The sequence below is a fragment of the Metabacillus sp. GQ13 genome (assembly GCF_059758525.1).
The window spans coordinates 108,000-123,943 of record NZ_JCAXET010000016.1 but is presented as its reverse complement, the minus strand read 5'-3'; the positions used below and the strand labels follow the sequence as shown (position 1 = coordinate 123,943).

Annotated in this window: 19 protein-coding genes and 2 pseudogenes; 2 read left to right on the top strand and 19 right to left on the bottom strand. The window is 33.8% G+C overall.

Features of this window, described 5'->3' with window-relative positions:
- Window positions 1-43: 43 nt before the first annotated feature.
- The 15 genes from AC6CHR_RS19135 to AC6CHR_RS19065 all read right to left on the bottom strand — a co-directional run bounded on the left by AC6CHR_RS19135 (window position 44) and on the right by AC6CHR_RS19065 (window position 11,267).
- The gene (locus AC6CHR_RS19135) at window positions 44-631 is read right to left on the bottom strand and encodes a YdhK family protein (RefSeq protein WP_498250613.1); all 588 of its coding nucleotides are present in this window, start codon (window positions 629-631) and stop codon (window positions 44-46) included.
- Between the two features lie 291 nt (window positions 632-922).
- A complete protein-coding gene (locus AC6CHR_RS19130; RefSeq protein WP_498250612.1) occupies window positions 923-1,087 on the bottom strand; it encodes a hypothetical protein in 165 nt (54 codons plus the stop codon).
- Window positions 1,080-2,243: a stage II sporulation protein P gene (spoIIP, locus tag AC6CHR_RS19125; RefSeq protein WP_498250610.1), complete on the bottom strand. Its 1,164-nt coding sequence runs from the start codon at window positions 2,241-2,243 to the stop codon at window positions 1,080-1,082. The genes AC6CHR_RS19130 and spoIIP overlap by 8 nt, the downstream gene beginning before the upstream one ends.
- Before the next feature lie 907 nt (window positions 2,244-3,150).
- Window positions 3,151-3,534, bottom strand: coding sequence for a DUF302 domain-containing protein (locus AC6CHR_RS19120; protein WP_498250609.1), 384 nt, complete (start codon window positions 3,532-3,534; stop codon window positions 3,151-3,153).
- Window positions 3,535-3,611: 77 nt separating this feature from the next.
- Entirely contained in the window at window positions 3,612-4,388 is a 777-nt protein-coding gene (locus AC6CHR_RS19115) for a sulfite exporter TauE/SafE family protein (RefSeq protein ID WP_498250608.1), read from the bottom strand.
- A 50-nt stretch (window positions 4,389-4,438) separates the two neighbouring features.
- The gene (locus AC6CHR_RS19110; RefSeq protein ID WP_498250607.1) at window positions 4,439-4,666 is read right to left on the bottom strand and encodes a sulfurtransferase TusA family protein; all 228 of its coding nucleotides are present in this window, start codon (window positions 4,664-4,666) and stop codon (window positions 4,439-4,441) included.
- 26 nt (window positions 4,667-4,692) lie between these two features.
- Complete coding sequence (locus AC6CHR_RS19105; RefSeq protein WP_498250606.1) at window positions 4,693-5,820, bottom strand: MBL fold metallo-hydrolase; 1,128 nt, start codon at window positions 5,818-5,820, stop codon at window positions 4,693-4,695.
- Window positions 5,821-6,044: 224 nt separating this feature from the next.
- Complete coding sequence (locus AC6CHR_RS19100) at window positions 6,045-6,620, bottom strand: sulfurtransferase TusA family protein (protein WP_498250605.1); 576 nt, start codon at window positions 6,618-6,620, stop codon at window positions 6,045-6,047.
- Window positions 6,621-6,671: 51 nt separating this feature from the next.
- Window positions 6,672-6,968 carry a rhodanese-like domain-containing protein gene (locus AC6CHR_RS19095; protein ID WP_498250604.1) on the bottom strand — a complete coding sequence of 99 codons (297 nt, stop codon included), beginning with the start codon at window positions 6,966-6,968 and terminating at the stop codon, window positions 6,672-6,674.
- 15 nt (window positions 6,969-6,983) lie between these two features.
- Complete coding sequence (locus tag AC6CHR_RS19090; protein WP_498250603.1) at window positions 6,984-7,346, bottom strand: rhodanese-like domain-containing protein; 363 nt, start codon at window positions 7,344-7,346, stop codon at window positions 6,984-6,986.
- Window positions 7,347-7,392: 46 nt separating this feature from the next.
- Window positions 7,393-7,872, bottom strand: a complete 480-nt coding sequence (locus AC6CHR_RS19085; RefSeq protein ID WP_498250601.1) for a DsrE/DsrF/DrsH-like family protein — start codon at window positions 7,870-7,872, stop codon at window positions 7,393-7,395.
- Between the two features lie 168 nt (window positions 7,873-8,040).
- The gene (locus AC6CHR_RS19080) at window positions 8,041-8,304 is read right to left on the bottom strand and encodes a metal-sensitive transcriptional regulator (protein WP_498250600.1); all 264 of its coding nucleotides are present in this window, start codon (window positions 8,302-8,304) and stop codon (window positions 8,041-8,043) included.
- Window positions 8,305-9,379: 1,075 nt separating this feature from the next.
- The gene (locus tag AC6CHR_RS19075; RefSeq protein ID WP_498250599.1) at window positions 9,380-9,520 is read right to left on the bottom strand and encodes a hypothetical protein; all 141 of its coding nucleotides are present in this window, start codon (window positions 9,518-9,520) and stop codon (window positions 9,380-9,382) included.
- 401 nt (window positions 9,521-9,921) lie between these two features.
- Complete coding sequence (locus AC6CHR_RS19070) at window positions 9,922-10,209, bottom strand: hypothetical protein (protein ID WP_498250598.1); 288 nt, start codon at window positions 10,207-10,209, stop codon at window positions 9,922-9,924.
- Between the two features lie 350 nt (window positions 10,210-10,559).
- On the bottom strand, window positions 10,560-11,267 hold the full coding sequence (locus AC6CHR_RS19065; protein ID WP_498250597.1) for a DUF421 domain-containing protein: 708 nt from the start codon (window positions 11,265-11,267) through the stop codon (window positions 10,560-10,562).
- 97 nt (window positions 11,268-11,364) lie between these two features.
- Here AC6CHR_RS19065 and AC6CHR_RS19060 point away from each other — a divergent pair, with 97 nt between their 5' ends.
- Window positions 11,365-11,703, top strand: coding sequence for a DUF4363 family protein (locus tag AC6CHR_RS19060; protein ID WP_498250596.1), 339 nt, complete (start codon window positions 11,365-11,367; stop codon window positions 11,701-11,703).
- A gap of 767 nt (window positions 11,704-12,470) precedes the next feature.
- On the opposite strand, the pseudogene AC6CHR_RS19055 reads toward AC6CHR_RS19060, so the two are convergent.
- From AC6CHR_RS19055 to AC6CHR_RS19045, 3 genes and pseudogenes are all read right to left on the bottom strand, one after another.
- Window positions 12,471-12,572, bottom strand: a pseudogene (locus tag AC6CHR_RS19055) (hypothetical protein); the annotation flags it as partial.
- 55 nt (window positions 12,573-12,627) lie between these two features.
- Window positions 12,628-12,872 (bottom strand): annotated as a pseudogene (locus AC6CHR_RS19050) (Tn3 family transposase); the annotation flags it as partial.
- Between the two features lie 45 nt (window positions 12,873-12,917).
- Entirely contained in the window at window positions 12,918-13,724 is an 807-nt protein-coding gene (locus AC6CHR_RS19045) for a cupin domain-containing protein (RefSeq protein WP_498250595.1), read from the bottom strand.
- Between the two features lie 204 nt (window positions 13,725-13,928).
- Between AC6CHR_RS19045 and AC6CHR_RS19040 the strand changes: the two genes are divergently transcribed.
- Window positions 13,929-14,831: a ferritin family protein gene (locus AC6CHR_RS19040; protein WP_498250594.1), complete on the top strand. Its 903-nt coding sequence runs from the start codon at window positions 13,929-13,931 to the stop codon at window positions 14,829-14,831.
- 111 nt (window positions 14,832-14,942) lie between these two features.
- Here AC6CHR_RS19040 and AC6CHR_RS19035 read toward each other — a convergent pair whose 3' ends face one another.
- Window positions 14,943-15,221 carry a DapH/DapD/GlmU-related protein gene (locus AC6CHR_RS19035; RefSeq protein ID WP_498250593.1) on the bottom strand — a complete coding sequence of 93 codons (279 nt, stop codon included), beginning with the start codon at window positions 15,219-15,221 and terminating at the stop codon, window positions 14,943-14,945.
- Window positions 15,222-15,944: the final 723 nt, after the last annotated feature.

The window sequence follows — 15,944 nt, the reverse complement described above, 5'->3', positions numbered from 1 at the left end:
CACAGTTCAATTTTATAAGCCCTTTTTAGTTTTCTATTTAAATTTATTTAGGTGACAGTTCACTTTCTGTTACCCATTTGTGATTTTTAACTTCTTCTCCTCCGTTTGTCGGAGTGTAATCGACCATATACACAGTTGTTGCTTCTGCTGAATCAATTTCAGCTGTTGCACCTTTCATCCCTTCCATATGATCTGCATTTAAGATAATTTCTGTTCCTGGCTCGAATGTTCCATCCCCAGCATCTTCAATTTCCTCGTGAACAACCCATTTATGATTTTCTACTCTTTCTCCACCAGTTGTTGGTGTATAGGAAACAACATATGCTGTGGTTTCATAGGCCCCTACAATTGTTGCTTCAGCACCCTTCATCCCTTCCATATGGTCTGTTTCAAGGATAGCTTGACTACCTACTTTATAGGTGGGCGTTTCTGCCTCTTCCAAACCTTCCGGAACTTCATCTGAGCCAGAATGTTTCATTTTAGAATGGTCCATTTCCATACTTTCTTCAGAACTTGAGTTCATGTCAGTATTTTTATCAGGTTTCTTTTCATCACTATCATCACTTGCACACGCTGATAACGCTAATGCAAAAATCATTGAAACAATTCCCATTCCAATTTTTTTACCCATTATTATCCTCCTATCTACTTATAAAAAATGAAATCATTTATAACTAATTAGTTACTCTTTTACATGCTTCTTTAAAGTTAACATACCCTTTTCTATCACTTCTAATGGATCTACCAAAAGATTAACAAAAGAATTTGCAGAAAATATGCATATTGTCTATTTTAACTTTCCAAATGTTTTACAATTTTATGTAGGATCAATGGCTATATAAAACTCATTGGTTATTAATACCTGGTTGTATTTATTGCATAAGGGACTTCCAAATAGAAAGTCCCTTGTGCTTATAAAAGTCTAATTTAATATATGTTCTTTATAAAAATATCCGATTGAAAATATAAAACCTGTAAGAAATAAAGATAAAGTAAATATCGAAATACCTGTTAGATAACTTGATGTTAAGGTTGTAATAAAAGTGAATAATAACCATTTTAATGATGTTGGTAAGATTCTAACCATTTCCGTTTACCTCTTTGGCTTCGCTTGAATTCCAATAATATTCTGCAAAAACATCTGTAAATGCATCAACCGTTCTGTCAAGTTCATCAAGATTATTATCAACACCACCTATTTCAATTAACATCGCCTTATTTGAAATATCCTGATTATAGACACCATTTCCTTCACTTTTCGTTTTAAGAAATACTCCCCTGCTAATACCAGGGTACTTTTTCTCTAATTCATTATGCAATTTTTTTGCTGTTTCAAGATTTTCTAAGTAGTTTTTATGTTCTTTTCCTACTACAAAGTATAGTCTCGCATAGTCTTTTCCATTGATTTTTTTGGTGGTAATACTTCTTCGAGCAGAATCACGATGTATATCAATAAAATAAGTTAGATCATTCTTTTGATTAGAAACAGCTTCTTGAACAATATCCCCAGAAACTGTATACGCTTTAGTAGATCTTAAACCTTTTTCGTGTAAGGTTTGAGTCATATTTGTTGTATCATGGACTACACCAATTCCTTTGTTTATTAAATTTTCACCCATCTTTTGTCCCAGGCCTATTACATTTGCCCTTTCGTCATTACTTGTTGCTTCATCTGGAATGTTAGCATCTTTTAGCAAAGGGAGAAAGGATTCCCAACTGTGTGTTTGATATATATAGACTGTTTTGTTCTTTGGAGGTTTTACTTGAGCAACTTCATTATCTGTTGATTTATCTTCTCTTTCTTTTAATTTCTCCTCAGCTACTTGTCGTTCTTGTAGCAAGACCTCAGTTGGTGGTGCAGATTCATGAGGAAGAGTCGTTAAGTCTGTACCCTCTCCAGCAACAACAATTTCAGTATCATAATTCCTTAAACCTGGTATTTCGTTACCCAAAAATGTTCGAGCATCTGTCGGTTTAACATTTGTTGCTATTTGAATAGCAAATTTAGATGTATCAGATAAAGTGAATATATCTTCCTTACCTTTTTGATAAAAATAATGATTTTCTGATCTAAGGAAATGGGCAAAAACATCTTTGCTACTTAAGTTAACAATGGTGTTTTGTATAACATTGGAATTCACCTTCAGATTAGTGATGAGTATAGTACCAATTAATAAGTAAATGATAACAATTCCTAATATCGAAAATAATATATATCTTGGTGGGTCTTTTTGCCTTTTCATTTTTGGACAACCTCCTTTTTCACATACTATGAAAAAGGAAGAGGGGTGATAGCTAAAAAAATATTTCATTTATTACAAAAATAACTTACAGTAATAATTAATTTATATACAGTAGGCTTTATTGACTTATGAAATTCCCAAAAACGTCTGCACTACAAAAAGGAATACAAGAATCCCATATGCCCCACCTTCGAACCACTAATGAAAAACTTATCCCTGATAAAAGTCCTCCAACCATCATACTGTAACAAAACTAGTTAACATCAATACAGCAAAGAAAAAAATACTACCAATAAAACCACCTAGAATTACCATAAATATACTATCCGAAGTTGTAAATATTAATAATTGAAAGGTAAAATCTCCATTATTAAAAGTGAGTGTAGACCTGCTAGGTCCTGTGATTACACCAATGATAAAACTAAAGGGACCATTAAAACAACCTTAATCCAATTACCTTTTAGTAAAGCGAATGCCATTTCTTGTACACCAAATATCATTTCTTACCGCTTTTTACGAGTATTTCTACTTCAAATATCATTCCTTGTGATGTCATAATCAAAACCTCATAAACTAAAACACCATTTTATAAATCCATATCCACATGTATCAAATTCTCCATGTACCCTTTAAGGGCTATTTCGGGATTGTTCCTTATTCTTACTGTTGTATATCCGTATTTTCCTGACTTTACCCCTTAAAGCTAACTATAAGAGGTAAGCAACTTCATTGAACAAAACTAAAGCCGAATAAGATCCTCTCTAGTCTTCCTACTTCTTCAAGCTTTCCCCTTTAATGTGTATCATTTTGAAAAACAATCGTTAAACTTATCATTGACACTTAACCTACCATACAATGAATAAAAAGGTGTGCATATCAACTTATGCACACCTTTTTATTCATCGAGTCATTGAACTTTATCAATTGCTTCTATTAATCGTCTCTCTATATCTTTAGCAATTACAAGTAAATTTTCATTGTCCATCAATTCCATAAACGCACTCGGTTTAGGCATGCCGATATTTATGGTGCCATCACGCTCATAAACAACAATTTTACAAGGTAGAAAATAACTGACGAGTAAGGATTCATTCAATACCTTTTTTGCTTCTTGTGGGTTGCATACTTCAAGAATGATCATGCCGGAGTCGAAATCTTCACCTTTTTCGTGCAACTTTGCTTGAAGATCGAGTGACCATAGAACGCCAAACCCTTCTTCTTTTAATAATTCTGTAAGACTTGTAACTGCTTCACTTATAGATAGATTTGTTTTTTTCGTGTAATGAAACATTTTATCACCTCTCCTTTAATTTACCCATTACGGTATTATAAAACACATGAATTGAATTCGATTGACAATTTGAAAGTTTAGAGAATATCCGTCCAAATCTTCACTGCAGTTGCAAAGATGAGTATAGCCAAAATAACTTGTAATACTTTTGTATTTACCTTTTTCCCAGCGATAGCTCCAAGGGGAGATGCAATTAAACTCGCCACGACCATAATCATAGCTGGGATATAATCCACTTGTCCTGTCGTAATTTTTCCAACAGTTGCACCAATCGATGAAATAAATGTAATCGCTAAGGATGAAGCAATCGTCATTCGTGTTGGAATTTTTAAGACAACTAACATGATAGGTACTAGTAAAAATGCACCGGCTGCACCCACAATACCTGAACCAATACCGACGATGAAAGCAAGTGCTGCGGCAAGCCATTTATTAAACTTCACCTGATCAAGAGGAATTTCGTCAATTCCCTTCTTAGGAATAACCATCATCACGGCTGCAATTAATGCTAAAATTCCATAGGTTAAATTAATGCCTCCCTCTGTCATTACCTTTGAACTATAGCTACCTACAAAACTACCGATTAAGATACTAAAACCCATGGATACAATTAATGATTTATTTAAATAACCACCCTTGCGATACGCCCAAACTCCGCCGATTGTTGCAAAAAATACTTGTACCGCACTTATTCCAGATACTTCATGTGCACTAAATGCTGCTAACCCAAACAAAGGGGGGATATATAGTAACATGGGATACTTTATGATCGAACCACCAATACCTAACATCCCTGAAACATACGAACCAATAAATCCAATTAAGAAGATTGCAATAATAAATCCTAAATCCATTCGTTTTCCTCCGCCCTAAGAAAAAGGAACCTAAGCTGGTTCCTTTTTCTTTAACCTTTTTTAATCCAAAATTTCAATACATCATTTTCATCTTCATGTTTCAAAAATTCATGTCCACCTGATTTTGCCCATGCTGTAAGATCATTTTTAGCACCTTTATCTGTCGCATGAATTTCTAGTACTTGGCCTGATTCTAATTCATTCATAGCCTTTTTCGTTATGACAATCGGCATCGGACATGCCAGCCCTTTTGCATCTAATACTTTTGTTACGTTCATTATAAAATTCCTCCTATTAGTTCGAATTATCGGACCGCACAGCGATTTGGTCCAATTTCCATTTCACGTTGCTTTTCTTCATTCGGCATAATTTTTCCCATATTTGTTTCACGAATCTCTTGGTATGCATTTGGTTGTGGTGGCAAGTTTTCCGAAACTAGTTTTCTAAATTCAATATCGTCTTCAATGTTTAATCCATGATTTTTAGCATACAGTGTACCTAGCTTTTCAGATACACTACCATCAGCGTTCAATTCATCGATTATCATAAAATGTGCAGGCAGAACGATAAGTTCGTCCGATAATTCTCTGTATCGTATATAAAGACTTTCTCTTAAATCGCCTACCCAATCTTCTGCCATACCTGCTAGATCGGGTCTACCAATAGAATCGATAAACAAGATATCACCTGAAAGTAAAAACTTTTCTTCCACAACTAAAGAAGTTGATCCAATTGTGTGACCTGGAGAATACAATGCATTAATCGTTATCGACGTATTCCCAATCGTCACTTCACTTCCACCTTCAAGAGGTTGATACTTGAAGGTTACTTCCGTGGCATCCTTCGGTGGCAACCAATACGTTGCATTGGACTTTTCAGCAATGATTCGTCCACCAGAAATATGGTCGGCATGTAGGTGTGTATCAAAAACATGAGTAATCTTTGCCCCGATACTTTCTGCAAATCTAAGATAGATGCTAGTCATTCTTGTTGAATCAATAATGGCAACCTCTCCATTTGAGACAACAGCGTATGATAAGCACCCCTTCCCGATCCGAACAAACTGATAGATTTCTCCTCCAAGGCGTAAATCTCCAACTTTAACAGGTTCTAAATGCTCACTCCAGGCCTTCATTCCACCTGTTAAATAAGAAACCGTTAGTCCAGACTCAGAAAGCATATCAGCAATCATAATTGATGAACCTTCTTTCGCACATACAACCAAAGTATCCTGATCATTCGGAACCTTATCGATGATGCCCTCAACACCATCAAGCAAATCAAAGTACGGGATATTTAGATAGTCAAAGTTTTCTCCTTCAATTTTCCAATCTTGAAAATCATCTTCATTCCGAACATCTAAAATAAATAATGATTCTTTATTAAAAACTTTTTTCGTTACTTCTTTTGATGTCATTGAATTGACTGTCATTTTCTTTTTACCCCCTATGGTATATTTTTAGATAAAAAAATATATTATTCAAAATGTCAATGTTACATCTGTATCTTTTACGAACTCTATTTTGCAGCTCCAACTACAAATTACTCCTTTTCTAATCCCATAACGTCCAATGCTTAAGCCATTGCAACCATTTCCGGAATGCCTCTGGCACATCATTTGCTTTTGCAAAACTGACTCCATTTTCAGACCTTCACCTACCGATTTATACTAATAGTCTTTCCTGACCATCCACTCATTCCTGGTACGACATTATTTACTTTAGTAAATCCCTTTTCTGCTAGCCTTTGTGCGGCAAAATCACTGCGACTTCCAGTACGGCAGACAACAAAGATATCATCTTCTTTGTTTATCTCATCCAAACGATCATCTAATTCCCCTAAAGGTATTGAGATTGCATTTGGTATATGAATAAATGCATATTCTGCAGCTTCCCTTACATCAAGAACAACAATGCGTTCATTTGCATCGAGTTTGTTTTCAAGCTCTTGATTATTTATGACATAAGGATGCTTTCTTTCAAAGATTTCCTCATTAGATGACTTTCTTAGGTAATGTTTTAAAACTTCACCTTCTTCAAGCGTACCTAAGTATTGATGACCTGAACTCCCAGCCCACGCTTGAATATCTGCTTTTGACCCTTTATCTGTTGCTAGAACTTCCAATACTTGACCTTCTTCTAAATTGTTCATCGCCTTCTTTGTTTTTACAATTGGCATCGGACAAGCTAAACCCTTCGCATTTAATATTAAATCTGTTTTTAATGATTCCATTATTGAATCCTCCTATTTTTGCCCCTAAGGGTATTTATTCAGTTAAAAAAATTACTCAATTTCACCTTTCCAAGCAAGCATCCCTCTTGTCATATTAATGACATTGTATCCTTGGTTTTCAAGGAATTGTGTAGCAAGTCCACTTCTAGAACCTGAACGACAAACCATTATATACTCTTTTTCTTTATCTAATTCGCTCAAACGAAATTCCAATAACCTAAGAGGAATATGGATTGCCCCAGAAATTTTCCCTGATTGGACTTCATCTACTTCTCGTACATCAATTATATTTATTGGATTCCCCTCTTTTAATAAGTTTTCTACTTCTTTTGCAGATAGTTGGTTCATTGATTTCCCTCCTTTCTATCTCCAGGTACTTACACCACCTCTTACATTCTTTACCTGTTTAAATCCTAATTTTTTTAAAGTCTTGCTCGCCTTTTGGCTTCTCATTCCACTTTGACAAATTACAATAACTTCTTTATCTTTTGAAAGTTCCTTAACTGCTTGCTGGGCAAGCTGATGGAGTGGGATATTTTTAAAGCCTTTGATGTGATACCCTTTAAATTCTCCAGAGGTTCTTACGTCAACAAATTGCTTGTTATTATCTATTAATTCACTTGATAAATCGCTTGTTGAAATCTGTTTAACACCTTTGACCGGTATTATGCGTTGTAGGATAAAATACAGAAAAAGTGCGATTACGATATAATTTAGATATTCCATTTCGATCCTCTCACCCTCTCTAATCTTTGGTAGACATACTTAAAAATTAAATAAATAAGTTAACATTACCATCTTCTGCGTCTGCCAAATAGGCAGCAACGCCAGCATATTCAATCTTATCTAAAAGTTCGTCTTGTTGAAGACCTAGAAGATCCATTGTCATCGTACATGCTACTAGCTTAATTTCTTGTTCTTGCGCCATTTCAATAAGTTGTTGTAATGATAGCGCATTGTGCTTTTTCATTACATCTTTAATCATTTTCGGTCCAAAACCGGCAAAATTCATTTTGGAAAGTCCCATTTTCTCTGCTCCTCTTGGCATCATCCTCCCAAACATTTTTTCCATAAAACCTTTTTTAACTACAATATTTTCGTCTTTTCTCAATGCATTTAATCCCCAAAACGTGTGAAAAATCGTTACATCGTGATCATATGCAGCAGCACCATTTGCAATAATATAAGCCGCCATTGCTTTATCGTAATCTCCACTAAATAATACAATCGTTGTTTTTTTCTGTTCTGACATGTTCGTGCCTCCTAAAAGATTTTTTATTTCATTACATTTACCCATAGGGGTATTTTTTTCACTAAAAAAATATTATTCTTTCATTTTATAAAAATAAAATTAAGTTGCTATATACCCACACAGGTATAATATTATTAAAAATAAAAGAGAGTGTCAACCCTTTTATTTTTAACGACTTTTCACAAGTAAGTTTACTGCTTCTTTTACTAGTTCTTCTGGGTTACCTTCTCCACTTTCATTTGCTATACGGACACATTCCACTAAATTTGAACTTACAATCACTCCAATTGTTCGATCAATAGCTGTCCGTGCTGCAGATAATTGTGTAATTACTTCCTTACAATCTTTCTCTTCTTCCATCATTCTTAAAATTCCTCTTAACTGTCCTTCGATACGCTTTACTCTATTTTTTGATTGCACATTGTAATTCATGATGTTACCTCCTTCTAAAGGTTACTTCACTCTTCATTTGATTTTAAATCAATACTATATTGTTACTTGTAATTGTACACCCTGCAATTTGGTACTTTTTTTGCAAAAACGAATTGCAACATTTCTATCAAGATAATTTGATGCAACTACATATATCTTCCGTTTTAGTTTTTTGGAAGAATCATTATTGTTTCTTCTCTTATATCTGTAATATATAAGTTACCGTCGTTACACCTAATTCCTAAAATGGGGATATAACTTTTGTACATAGTGATAAAGATATTAACTAGTATACTCGATATGGCGAATGTCATCTAGTTACCCCTCAAACTCAACGTGAATTTATTGATGATAAAACATATGATAATACCTATAAGGGTATAAAGTCAAGACCTTTTAAGAAAACCGATCTCAGAAAGTAATCATTAGTTCGGTTTTTTATTCTTTCATTCTCATAACTTACATAAAGTCAATTGATATACCGTATATAGACTTATTTAAAAGAATGACCGTTGAATCAAAGCCCCTTCTAGTAGAAATTTCTTCATATTCCTTGATGAGATTCTTTCATGAAGTAGTGGTGAACCATTTCAGATTCTACTGCTTCCTACTCAAGAATGAGTAACTTTCCATATGCAATGAAGACACTACCTATAGGGACAGCTTATGCAATTTGGATAGGAATGGAGCGTCTGGTGCAGCAATAGGATTACTTTCTATAGAATCGAAAAAACCAAATTAAAATTAAAACAGACGGTACATTCCTTTCTTCTTTTTACTGTCTACTATAAGGGGATAATAACATCATGAAGATTCTTTTTGAGCTGCTTGTTAAAGTAAAGAACCCTTCAGCTAGCCATGCAACAGAAATATGTCGCTGCACTACAGATCATGAAACTATGTCGAACTGTCCATACTGATTCTTAATCCAGTCAAACCAATCCATAGTCATTAATTGCCGCTCACTTATTTTTTTATACGAAAGGGATGAGTCTTGATGTTGTCATTTTTCGGAGTGATAGAAGTTTATTTTCATAGTAGTTCATTAAGAAATAGCATTTTAATGGTATTGAAATCAAACAAACCAACCTTTTTCTTTACCTTTAGTTAAAAATATTTGCCCTTGTACTAAGTCATCCCCAAGTACTTTTGGAAATTCTAAACATACTAGCCACAATTTTTCAACGATATCTATTCCACAAGAGGTTTTTGCCATTCCAAAATAGCCTTCTTCTTTATTACCAACTGTTTCGGAAAGTGGTTGGCAGTTACTACATTCCACTTAGTATATATATCAGGAAGTCATCTAACCCTCCATAAGTTTTTGGTATTAAAGTATTTAGCGCTTCTAACCTCTTATCTATCATTAATCGACGTTTTCTCTAATTCACTTAACACAGGACATTCTTTAGGTTGTGCGTATCCTTGAATTGAGCCCCAAAACAACATCGGAATAGTTTCAATAATCGAGTAGGAGGCTCCTCAATGCGCCGACATCTCACACAATTAGAGTCATTACCGTTAATATTTTCCGTAGATGAGTAATCCTCAATCATTACTTTACTATAAATTAAACAGTAAGATGAACCTGTATAATCATTTTTATTATTATTTCAATCATTCTATAAACCTAAACGTTGATCCTGTTAAAAACTCTATTTTCTTATTTGTTTTTGTAAGAGTCTCATTTGTTCTTGCGTCTGTTACATTTGTTGTAGGGTTTGTTGTAGTTGCAATTCTTGTTGTTCTTTCTTTTTTAATCTTAAATTGCTTTAGCTTATCAATTTCTAATGCTATTGCATACTCTATAAGGTTAATTACATCCCCTATTGTAGTAAACCATCGTCCAACTAATTGTAGGATATTAAAGGCATTTCCTTCATTACCTAATATAAAGACTAACAATATCCCCCTCCTTTTAAGAACTGTTTTATGTTTTGCGGACAGAGATTGGGTGGCATCAACAATAATTTTCACTTTTTAATTAATGTTTCTTAAATTTCTTGAAAAATCTTACATTTAGTTTAATAACTACTACGAGAAATAGCATCAATCACCCCTCTTCCTTCTTCATTTAGTATTAATCATTTTTTATTTCATCCATTCATTTACAAAAATCCTCATTTCTATTGCCCCAAGTGAGGAAATTAAAAAAATCGTATTCTTGAAATAAGAAAAGATGAAATCATTAGCTCATTTCATGATGAGCAAAGAAGCTTTAGATTTTTAACAAGAGATTAATTCGATAATTATCCCTAATTTTTGCTATTATTTTTTTTCTTATCTTCATAAAAATCCACAAAAACATTCCTTTTTGAATCAACTTGAGCTAAGAATACATCATTTAATGATTGGGCTCCTTGTTTCTTTATCTCTAACATAAGCCATTTTTTCGAATAGCCCAAAATTGATAAGTTTTTATTTAAAATATGACCATCGACTATCAACAAACTTGGTGCTTGTTCAAGTGTCACCTTCACTCCAAGTAAACGAGGTGTAATTGGCTCTAGATCTGTTTTTTTCATAACGCTTAGTTCCCCGTTCGTTTCTAATATTGCCATTTCAATATCATCTACCTTAAATACTCCTTTTTCTCTTAGCAACATCATTAACTCATCAATTGCAATATGATTTTTCTTCATGCTTTCTTCTAGCACTTCTCCATTATTAATGACTATTGAGGGTCTACCATCCGTTAATCGTAAAAACTTTCTTGACTTCATTCCCAAAAAACTTAAAATAATTGGGATGAGTCCCCAAATTGCTAAGGAAACAACTCCATTCGAAATTTGAATATTTTTATCAACAGACATTGATGCGGCTATCGACCCTATAGTTATCCCTACAACATAATCAAAAAATGTGAGTTGTGAAAGTTGTTTTTTACCCATTATCCTAGTTAAAAAAAGCAGTAAAATAAACGCTATAAATGAACGAATTATTATTAATACAAAATCATACAATATAAGTCCTCCATTTTCTAATTCATAGTTGATTATGTTTTTTCTATTATTGGGTAATCATATGTTTGATATTCAAAAAATTGGAGGATTATCTAAGATGATTATTAAATGGATTTTGCCAGTATTTCTTTTAATTCTTTTATCAGGATGCTCAAATATTACTGAGGAAAAAGATTTTTCTGAGAAGATTAATTCGATTGAACAAGCTTTAAATGATCAAGATTGGAAACAATTAAAATCACTTGGTAACGATTTAGAACAGCAATATCAGCAAAGTCAATGGAAAATACAATTAATGGGAGATGAAGACGAGTATGAAAGCTTACATGAAAGTATTAATCAATTAATTGTGGCAATTGAAACGCAGGATTTAACAGAGATTAAATTAGAATTGGCAACTATAAAAACATTTCTCGAAGACATTTATTCACTATAAGAATTTAATTTGAATGAATAATGTCTCTATTTACGAATTAAGCTGTCTATTACTGATCTAAAAGCTACCAAGAGATTAATAACGGATATTGTTGGTATGGAGACAGCAAAAGCACCCTATAGTAGATTGATAAATCAAAATATTACATTGTAAGTAGTATAATATATTCATAAATGTTGGCTTATTCGTAGGATCTCAAAGAAAGCACGGAGTACCGGGATACTTAAACAAAAGGGCACAGACTCATTCCATTAGCATAACCGGTCTTGACCCGTTGAGAAAGCGTGCAGTATATGAATAAAAGTGTAGTTAAGATTCACTCCTCTATTATGCTTTAACGTTGCTATTTAACAATCTGGCACTTAAATGAAAGAATGCGCACATCCTTTTTCAAGAATGGCGCTCGATTGTTGAATAGCATTTTTCTATTGCATAGTATTTTTGTACTGCGCAGCATATGACTTTGTTTTAATAGTTGTTCTTAAACATAAGAAACCGTCTGGACACAATAACTTCAACAAAAAAATTTAAAAACCTTTTTCGATTAGCATTACCTTTAAGCTCAATAAGAAAAGCGATTCTTATAAATTTTAGGATCGCTGAAGCGCTCCTAAATTGTTAATCCAATGTTTTAGTTTTTTAATGTAGGGGTACAGCAAACATTTCGGAAATTTTGTACGCTAAGTAAAATACGACATGTAAAAAAGCCAAATACCTTTGCGTTAAGAATTTAGCTTGTGTAATTGATTAATTTTTATTTAAGGACCTTAGTGAATTAGCTGGTAATCTATTTGAATCAAATAATATTCTCCAAGAAAATTAATATGTTCCCATCCTAATGGTGAGATATGTGGAAGTAATTCTTCTTTTAGGACATCATTTTCTTTTTATGTTCGGAAAGTCATTAATAGAAGAAATGGTGGTATATAACTTTGCCTCACTTATATCTCTTAGCCTTGGTGCGAAACGGAATCCTAACAAATGACTTAATCCAAAAACTCGATCGTATAACCGGCGGTATCATCAGTGTAATGCTCTTCAATTGAAAGGTCAGATTCATGGTGTATTAACCCATCTATTACATGTACGGCATCCCTTGCATTCGTATTGATTAATTTTGCATAAAAAGAAGAGAACTGATCACTTGTAAACCAATAAATGGTTGTACCTTTCCCAGTTCATTAATGTGGGTTTGAGTCTGCATCACTCTATTTTTATATATTTTTACTTTTCTTAAGAAGTTTAGATTCTCCTGTTCGTTCCCATTCTTCTACTGTTTCATATGCTCTTTCAGGAGAATACCCTTTCCCAACAAGAACTCCCATTAGAATAAATTCTTGTAGAATATGTGTAGCATTGATACCTCTTTTAACGTCCTCTAGCCCCTCATTAACTAAATATTCGGTGTGCTGTATCCACTCATCTGGTGTCTTACCAAAAACATCTGTATTACCATTTCCATGACCTTCTTCCGCATCCAGTGCATCTGCTTTGGTAACATGAACAGTCCCAAATGGATGGTTAGGTGGAGCATAAATCGAGTACAGTTTTAGCGGACTATTCCCTGTATTAGTTAGATTATGCCATGTTCCGGCTGGTATAAATATTGCAGAATCATCATACACATTTCTCTTTAAGTTTAAATTATTTTTACTCTTTCCCATTTGAACAATCCCATGTCCTTGTTCAATACGTAAGAATTGATCAACATCAGGATGCATTTCCAAACCGATATCATCGCCAACATCGATACTCATTAAAGTAGTTTGTAAATGTGTTCCTGTCCATATAGCAGTGCGGTAAGTATTGTTTTGCTTTGTTGCTTCATTGATATTGATGACAAAAGGTTTTGTTCCATAATCTTTTAATAGAATACTTCTATCATCATTGAAAGAGTGATAAGAGTAAAATCTGCTCTCGTTAGGAAAAGTCCAGTAACGTGGTTGTATACCATAGTTATACCTTGGTGCATTAGCATAATAAGAATATTGATTTGGATACATATAAGGATTATTGTACATTTTACCTCAATCCCTTCAGAGTTTATAAAGTTATCCTATGCACTTGTTAAGAAAGTGTACTTTGAGATAAGTATACTTATTTAATGAATTATCTTTCCCGATTGGTGAAAAGAGGTAATAAGGATCTATACAAGAAATGAACCTGCACAGCTACACAGACATAAAACATAAGATAAGTTGATGGTTAACAAAAGGAGGACAAATATGTATTCAAATAATTCTGGTCCACAATATTATGATTATTATCGAATGCCAAATGACATACAACTTGTAAATGATATTCAGAAAGCCATAAATGCAGAGTATAGTGCTGTTTCTTGTTATAAGAAATTAGCCAATATGGCACCTACAAAGGAGGAAACGAACAGAACTCTTGAGATACAAAAGGATGAAGAACGTCATCTCGAAGAATTCAGCAGAATTTATAGAAATATAACAGGTAAAAAACCATCTTATCAAATAATTGAGGAATGTCCAGAAAATTATAGTTCAGGAATAGAATTTGCTTTTAAAGATGAACAAGAAGCTGCTGATTTTTATTTAAATATAGCTGATAAAGCGAAGGATCCAATTATTAAAGAAAGGTTTCGACGTGCAGCTGCAGACGAACAAAATCACGCTGTTTGGTTTTTGTCTTTTTCAAATAATCTAAAGGTGATAAACAACCATCGGCAAATTAACAATTACGGTGCTAAAGGAGCATTGAGTGTCTCAACATTAGCTTTACCTCAAATGCTGACTTATGCCCTTCAAGACGAATACCTAGCTCAAGCAAGATATGATAATATTCTAAGAAACTTTGGATATATACGTACATTTGCACAAATAAAAGCAGCTGAGATGAGGCATATAAATGCTTTATTACCACTTTTTGAACGTTATCAGGTACCGTTACCTGAAGATAAATCGCAGTCATTCGTAACAACTCCAGAAAGTATCAAGGCAGCATATGCTGCTGGGGTTCAGGGAGAAATAGACAATATTTCGATGTATGAAAGGTTTCTATCACTTAATATTCCTAGTGATATTCGAACCGTTTTTTCTCAACTACGCAATGCCTCTTTGAATCATCTTGCAGCATTTGAAAGAGGTCTTGCAAGAATTTAAATAATCGATATTCTGACAATACATTAAGATTTAAAAAGTATAGAAGGGGATTCTCCCCATCTACACTTCAACTTTATGCACCCATTAGTTTAACAAAGAACAACTAGAAAATTAAATGCTTTTTAGTATCTTTGCTGGATTTCCAGCCACTATTGTATTGGCTGGAACATCTTTTATAACAACAGATCCAGCAGCAACAATTGAATTATCTCCAATCGTGACTCCAGCCAGGATTATGCAACTTCCACCAATCCATACATCGTTTCCAATTATAATTGGAATGCCATATCCACGCTTGTTCCTATCCTTGGGTTCGATTGAATGACCAGCCGTATATATCCCTACATTGGGACCTATCATACAGTTTTCACCAACCCTAACTTCTGCCATATCTAAAATAGTGCAGTTATAACCAGCATAGAAATTATCGCCAACGTGGATATTGTAGCCCAAGTCGCAATGGAAATTGTGTTCAATACTAGGATTAACACCCACAGTACCAAACAAATTCTTTATAATTTCCTCTCTTTTTTAGAAATCCTCTATAGCACTATTGTTAAATTCTTGAACAAGTTTATGAGCACGAATATTTTTTAATTTTAGTTCCTCTGTTCCTCGTTCATAATAGATTTTCTCTTTATCGTTCATACCTAATTTTCCCTCCTTACAGTTAATACAAATGTTACCATAATCTTCAACTAAATCTCCCTCAATATAGAAAGCGAAACAGCCCATTTTCTCCAGTTTTCTTAGTATTTCAGAATAAGTATTTATTAGTTTAATTTGTCTCGTTATGGTTCGATTTATCTAATAAGGATAAATTTGGATTGCTGAAGCAAAAAGACCTATACCTCATTAGCCTCCAACTTGAAAAATTTGGTGGATGAGTAAAATTATGATCGCACTGGTGGATGTCCACATTTCTCATGGAGGTCAACCCTCCCATGCCTCACAGAGTCTTCGCTCTCAAATTCCTTCGTCCAACCTTTCCATGAGGTGGATGTCAGTCATGCTGCCCCACAGGGTCTATGCCCGAAGTTTAGTTGCTTTGCTGACTAATCCGTGCTTCAAATGTTTGAGACTTATAAACTAGATTTACATACTGCTAAACTA

Bases quoted from the DNA above. Each gene is read 5' to 3' on its own strand.
- AC6CHR_RS19135 (WP_498250613.1), bottom strand. From the start codon at position 631: ATGGGTAAAAAAATTGGAATGGGAATTGTTTCAATGATTTTTGCATTA.
- AC6CHR_RS19130 (WP_498250612.1), bottom strand. From the start codon at position 1,087: ATGGTTAGAATCTTACCAACATCATTAAAATGGTTATTATTCACTTTT.
- spoIIP (WP_498250610.1), bottom strand. From the start codon at position 2,243: ATGAAAAGGCAAAAAGACCCACCAAGATATATATTATTTTCGATATTA.
- AC6CHR_RS19120 (WP_498250609.1), bottom strand. From the start codon at position 3,534: ATGTTTCATTACACGAAAAAAACAAATCTATCTATAAGTGAAGCAGTT.
- AC6CHR_RS19115 (WP_498250608.1), bottom strand. From the start codon at position 4,388: ATGGATTTAGGATTTATTATTGCAATCTTCTTAATTGGATTTATTGGT.
- AC6CHR_RS19110 (WP_498250607.1), bottom strand. From the start codon at position 4,666: ATGAACGTAACAAAAGTATTAGATGCAAAAGGGCTGGCATGTCCGATG.
- AC6CHR_RS19105 (WP_498250606.1), bottom strand. From the start codon at position 5,820: ATGACAGTCAATTCAATGACATCAAAAGAAGTAACGAAAAAAGTTTTT.
- AC6CHR_RS19100 (WP_498250605.1), bottom strand. From the start codon at position 6,620: ATGGAATCATTAAAAACAGATTTAATATTAAATGCGAAGGGTTTAGCT.
- AC6CHR_RS19095 (WP_498250604.1), bottom strand. From the start codon at position 6,968: ATGAACCAACTATCTGCAAAAGAAGTAGAAAACTTATTAAAAGAGGGG.
- AC6CHR_RS19090 (WP_498250603.1), bottom strand. From the start codon at position 7,346: ATGGAATATCTAAATTATATCGTAATCGCACTTTTTCTGTATTTTATC.
- AC6CHR_RS19085 (WP_498250601.1), bottom strand. From the start codon at position 7,872: ATGTCAGAACAGAAAAAAACAACGATTGTATTATTTAGTGGAGATTAC.
- AC6CHR_RS19080 (WP_498250600.1), bottom strand. From the start codon at position 8,304: ATGAATTACAATGTGCAATCAAAAAATAGAGTAAAGCGTATCGAAGGA.
- AC6CHR_RS19075 (WP_498250599.1), bottom strand. From the start codon at position 9,520: ATGGCAAAAACCTCTTGTGGAATAGATATCGTTGAAAAATTGTGGCTA.
- AC6CHR_RS19060 (WP_498250596.1), top strand. From the start codon at position 11,365: ATGATTATTAAATGGATTTTGCCAGTATTTCTTTTAATTCTTTTATCA.
- AC6CHR_RS19045 (WP_498250595.1), bottom strand. From the start codon at position 13,724: ATGTACAATAATCCTTATATGTATCCAAATCAATATTCTTATTATGCT.
- AC6CHR_RS19040 (WP_498250594.1), top strand. From the start codon at position 13,929: ATGTATTCAAATAATTCTGGTCCACAATATTATGATTATTATCGAATG.
- AC6CHR_RS19035 (WP_498250593.1), bottom strand. From the start codon at position 15,221: ATGGCAGAAGTTAGGGTTGGTGAAAACTGTATGATAGGTCCCAATGTA.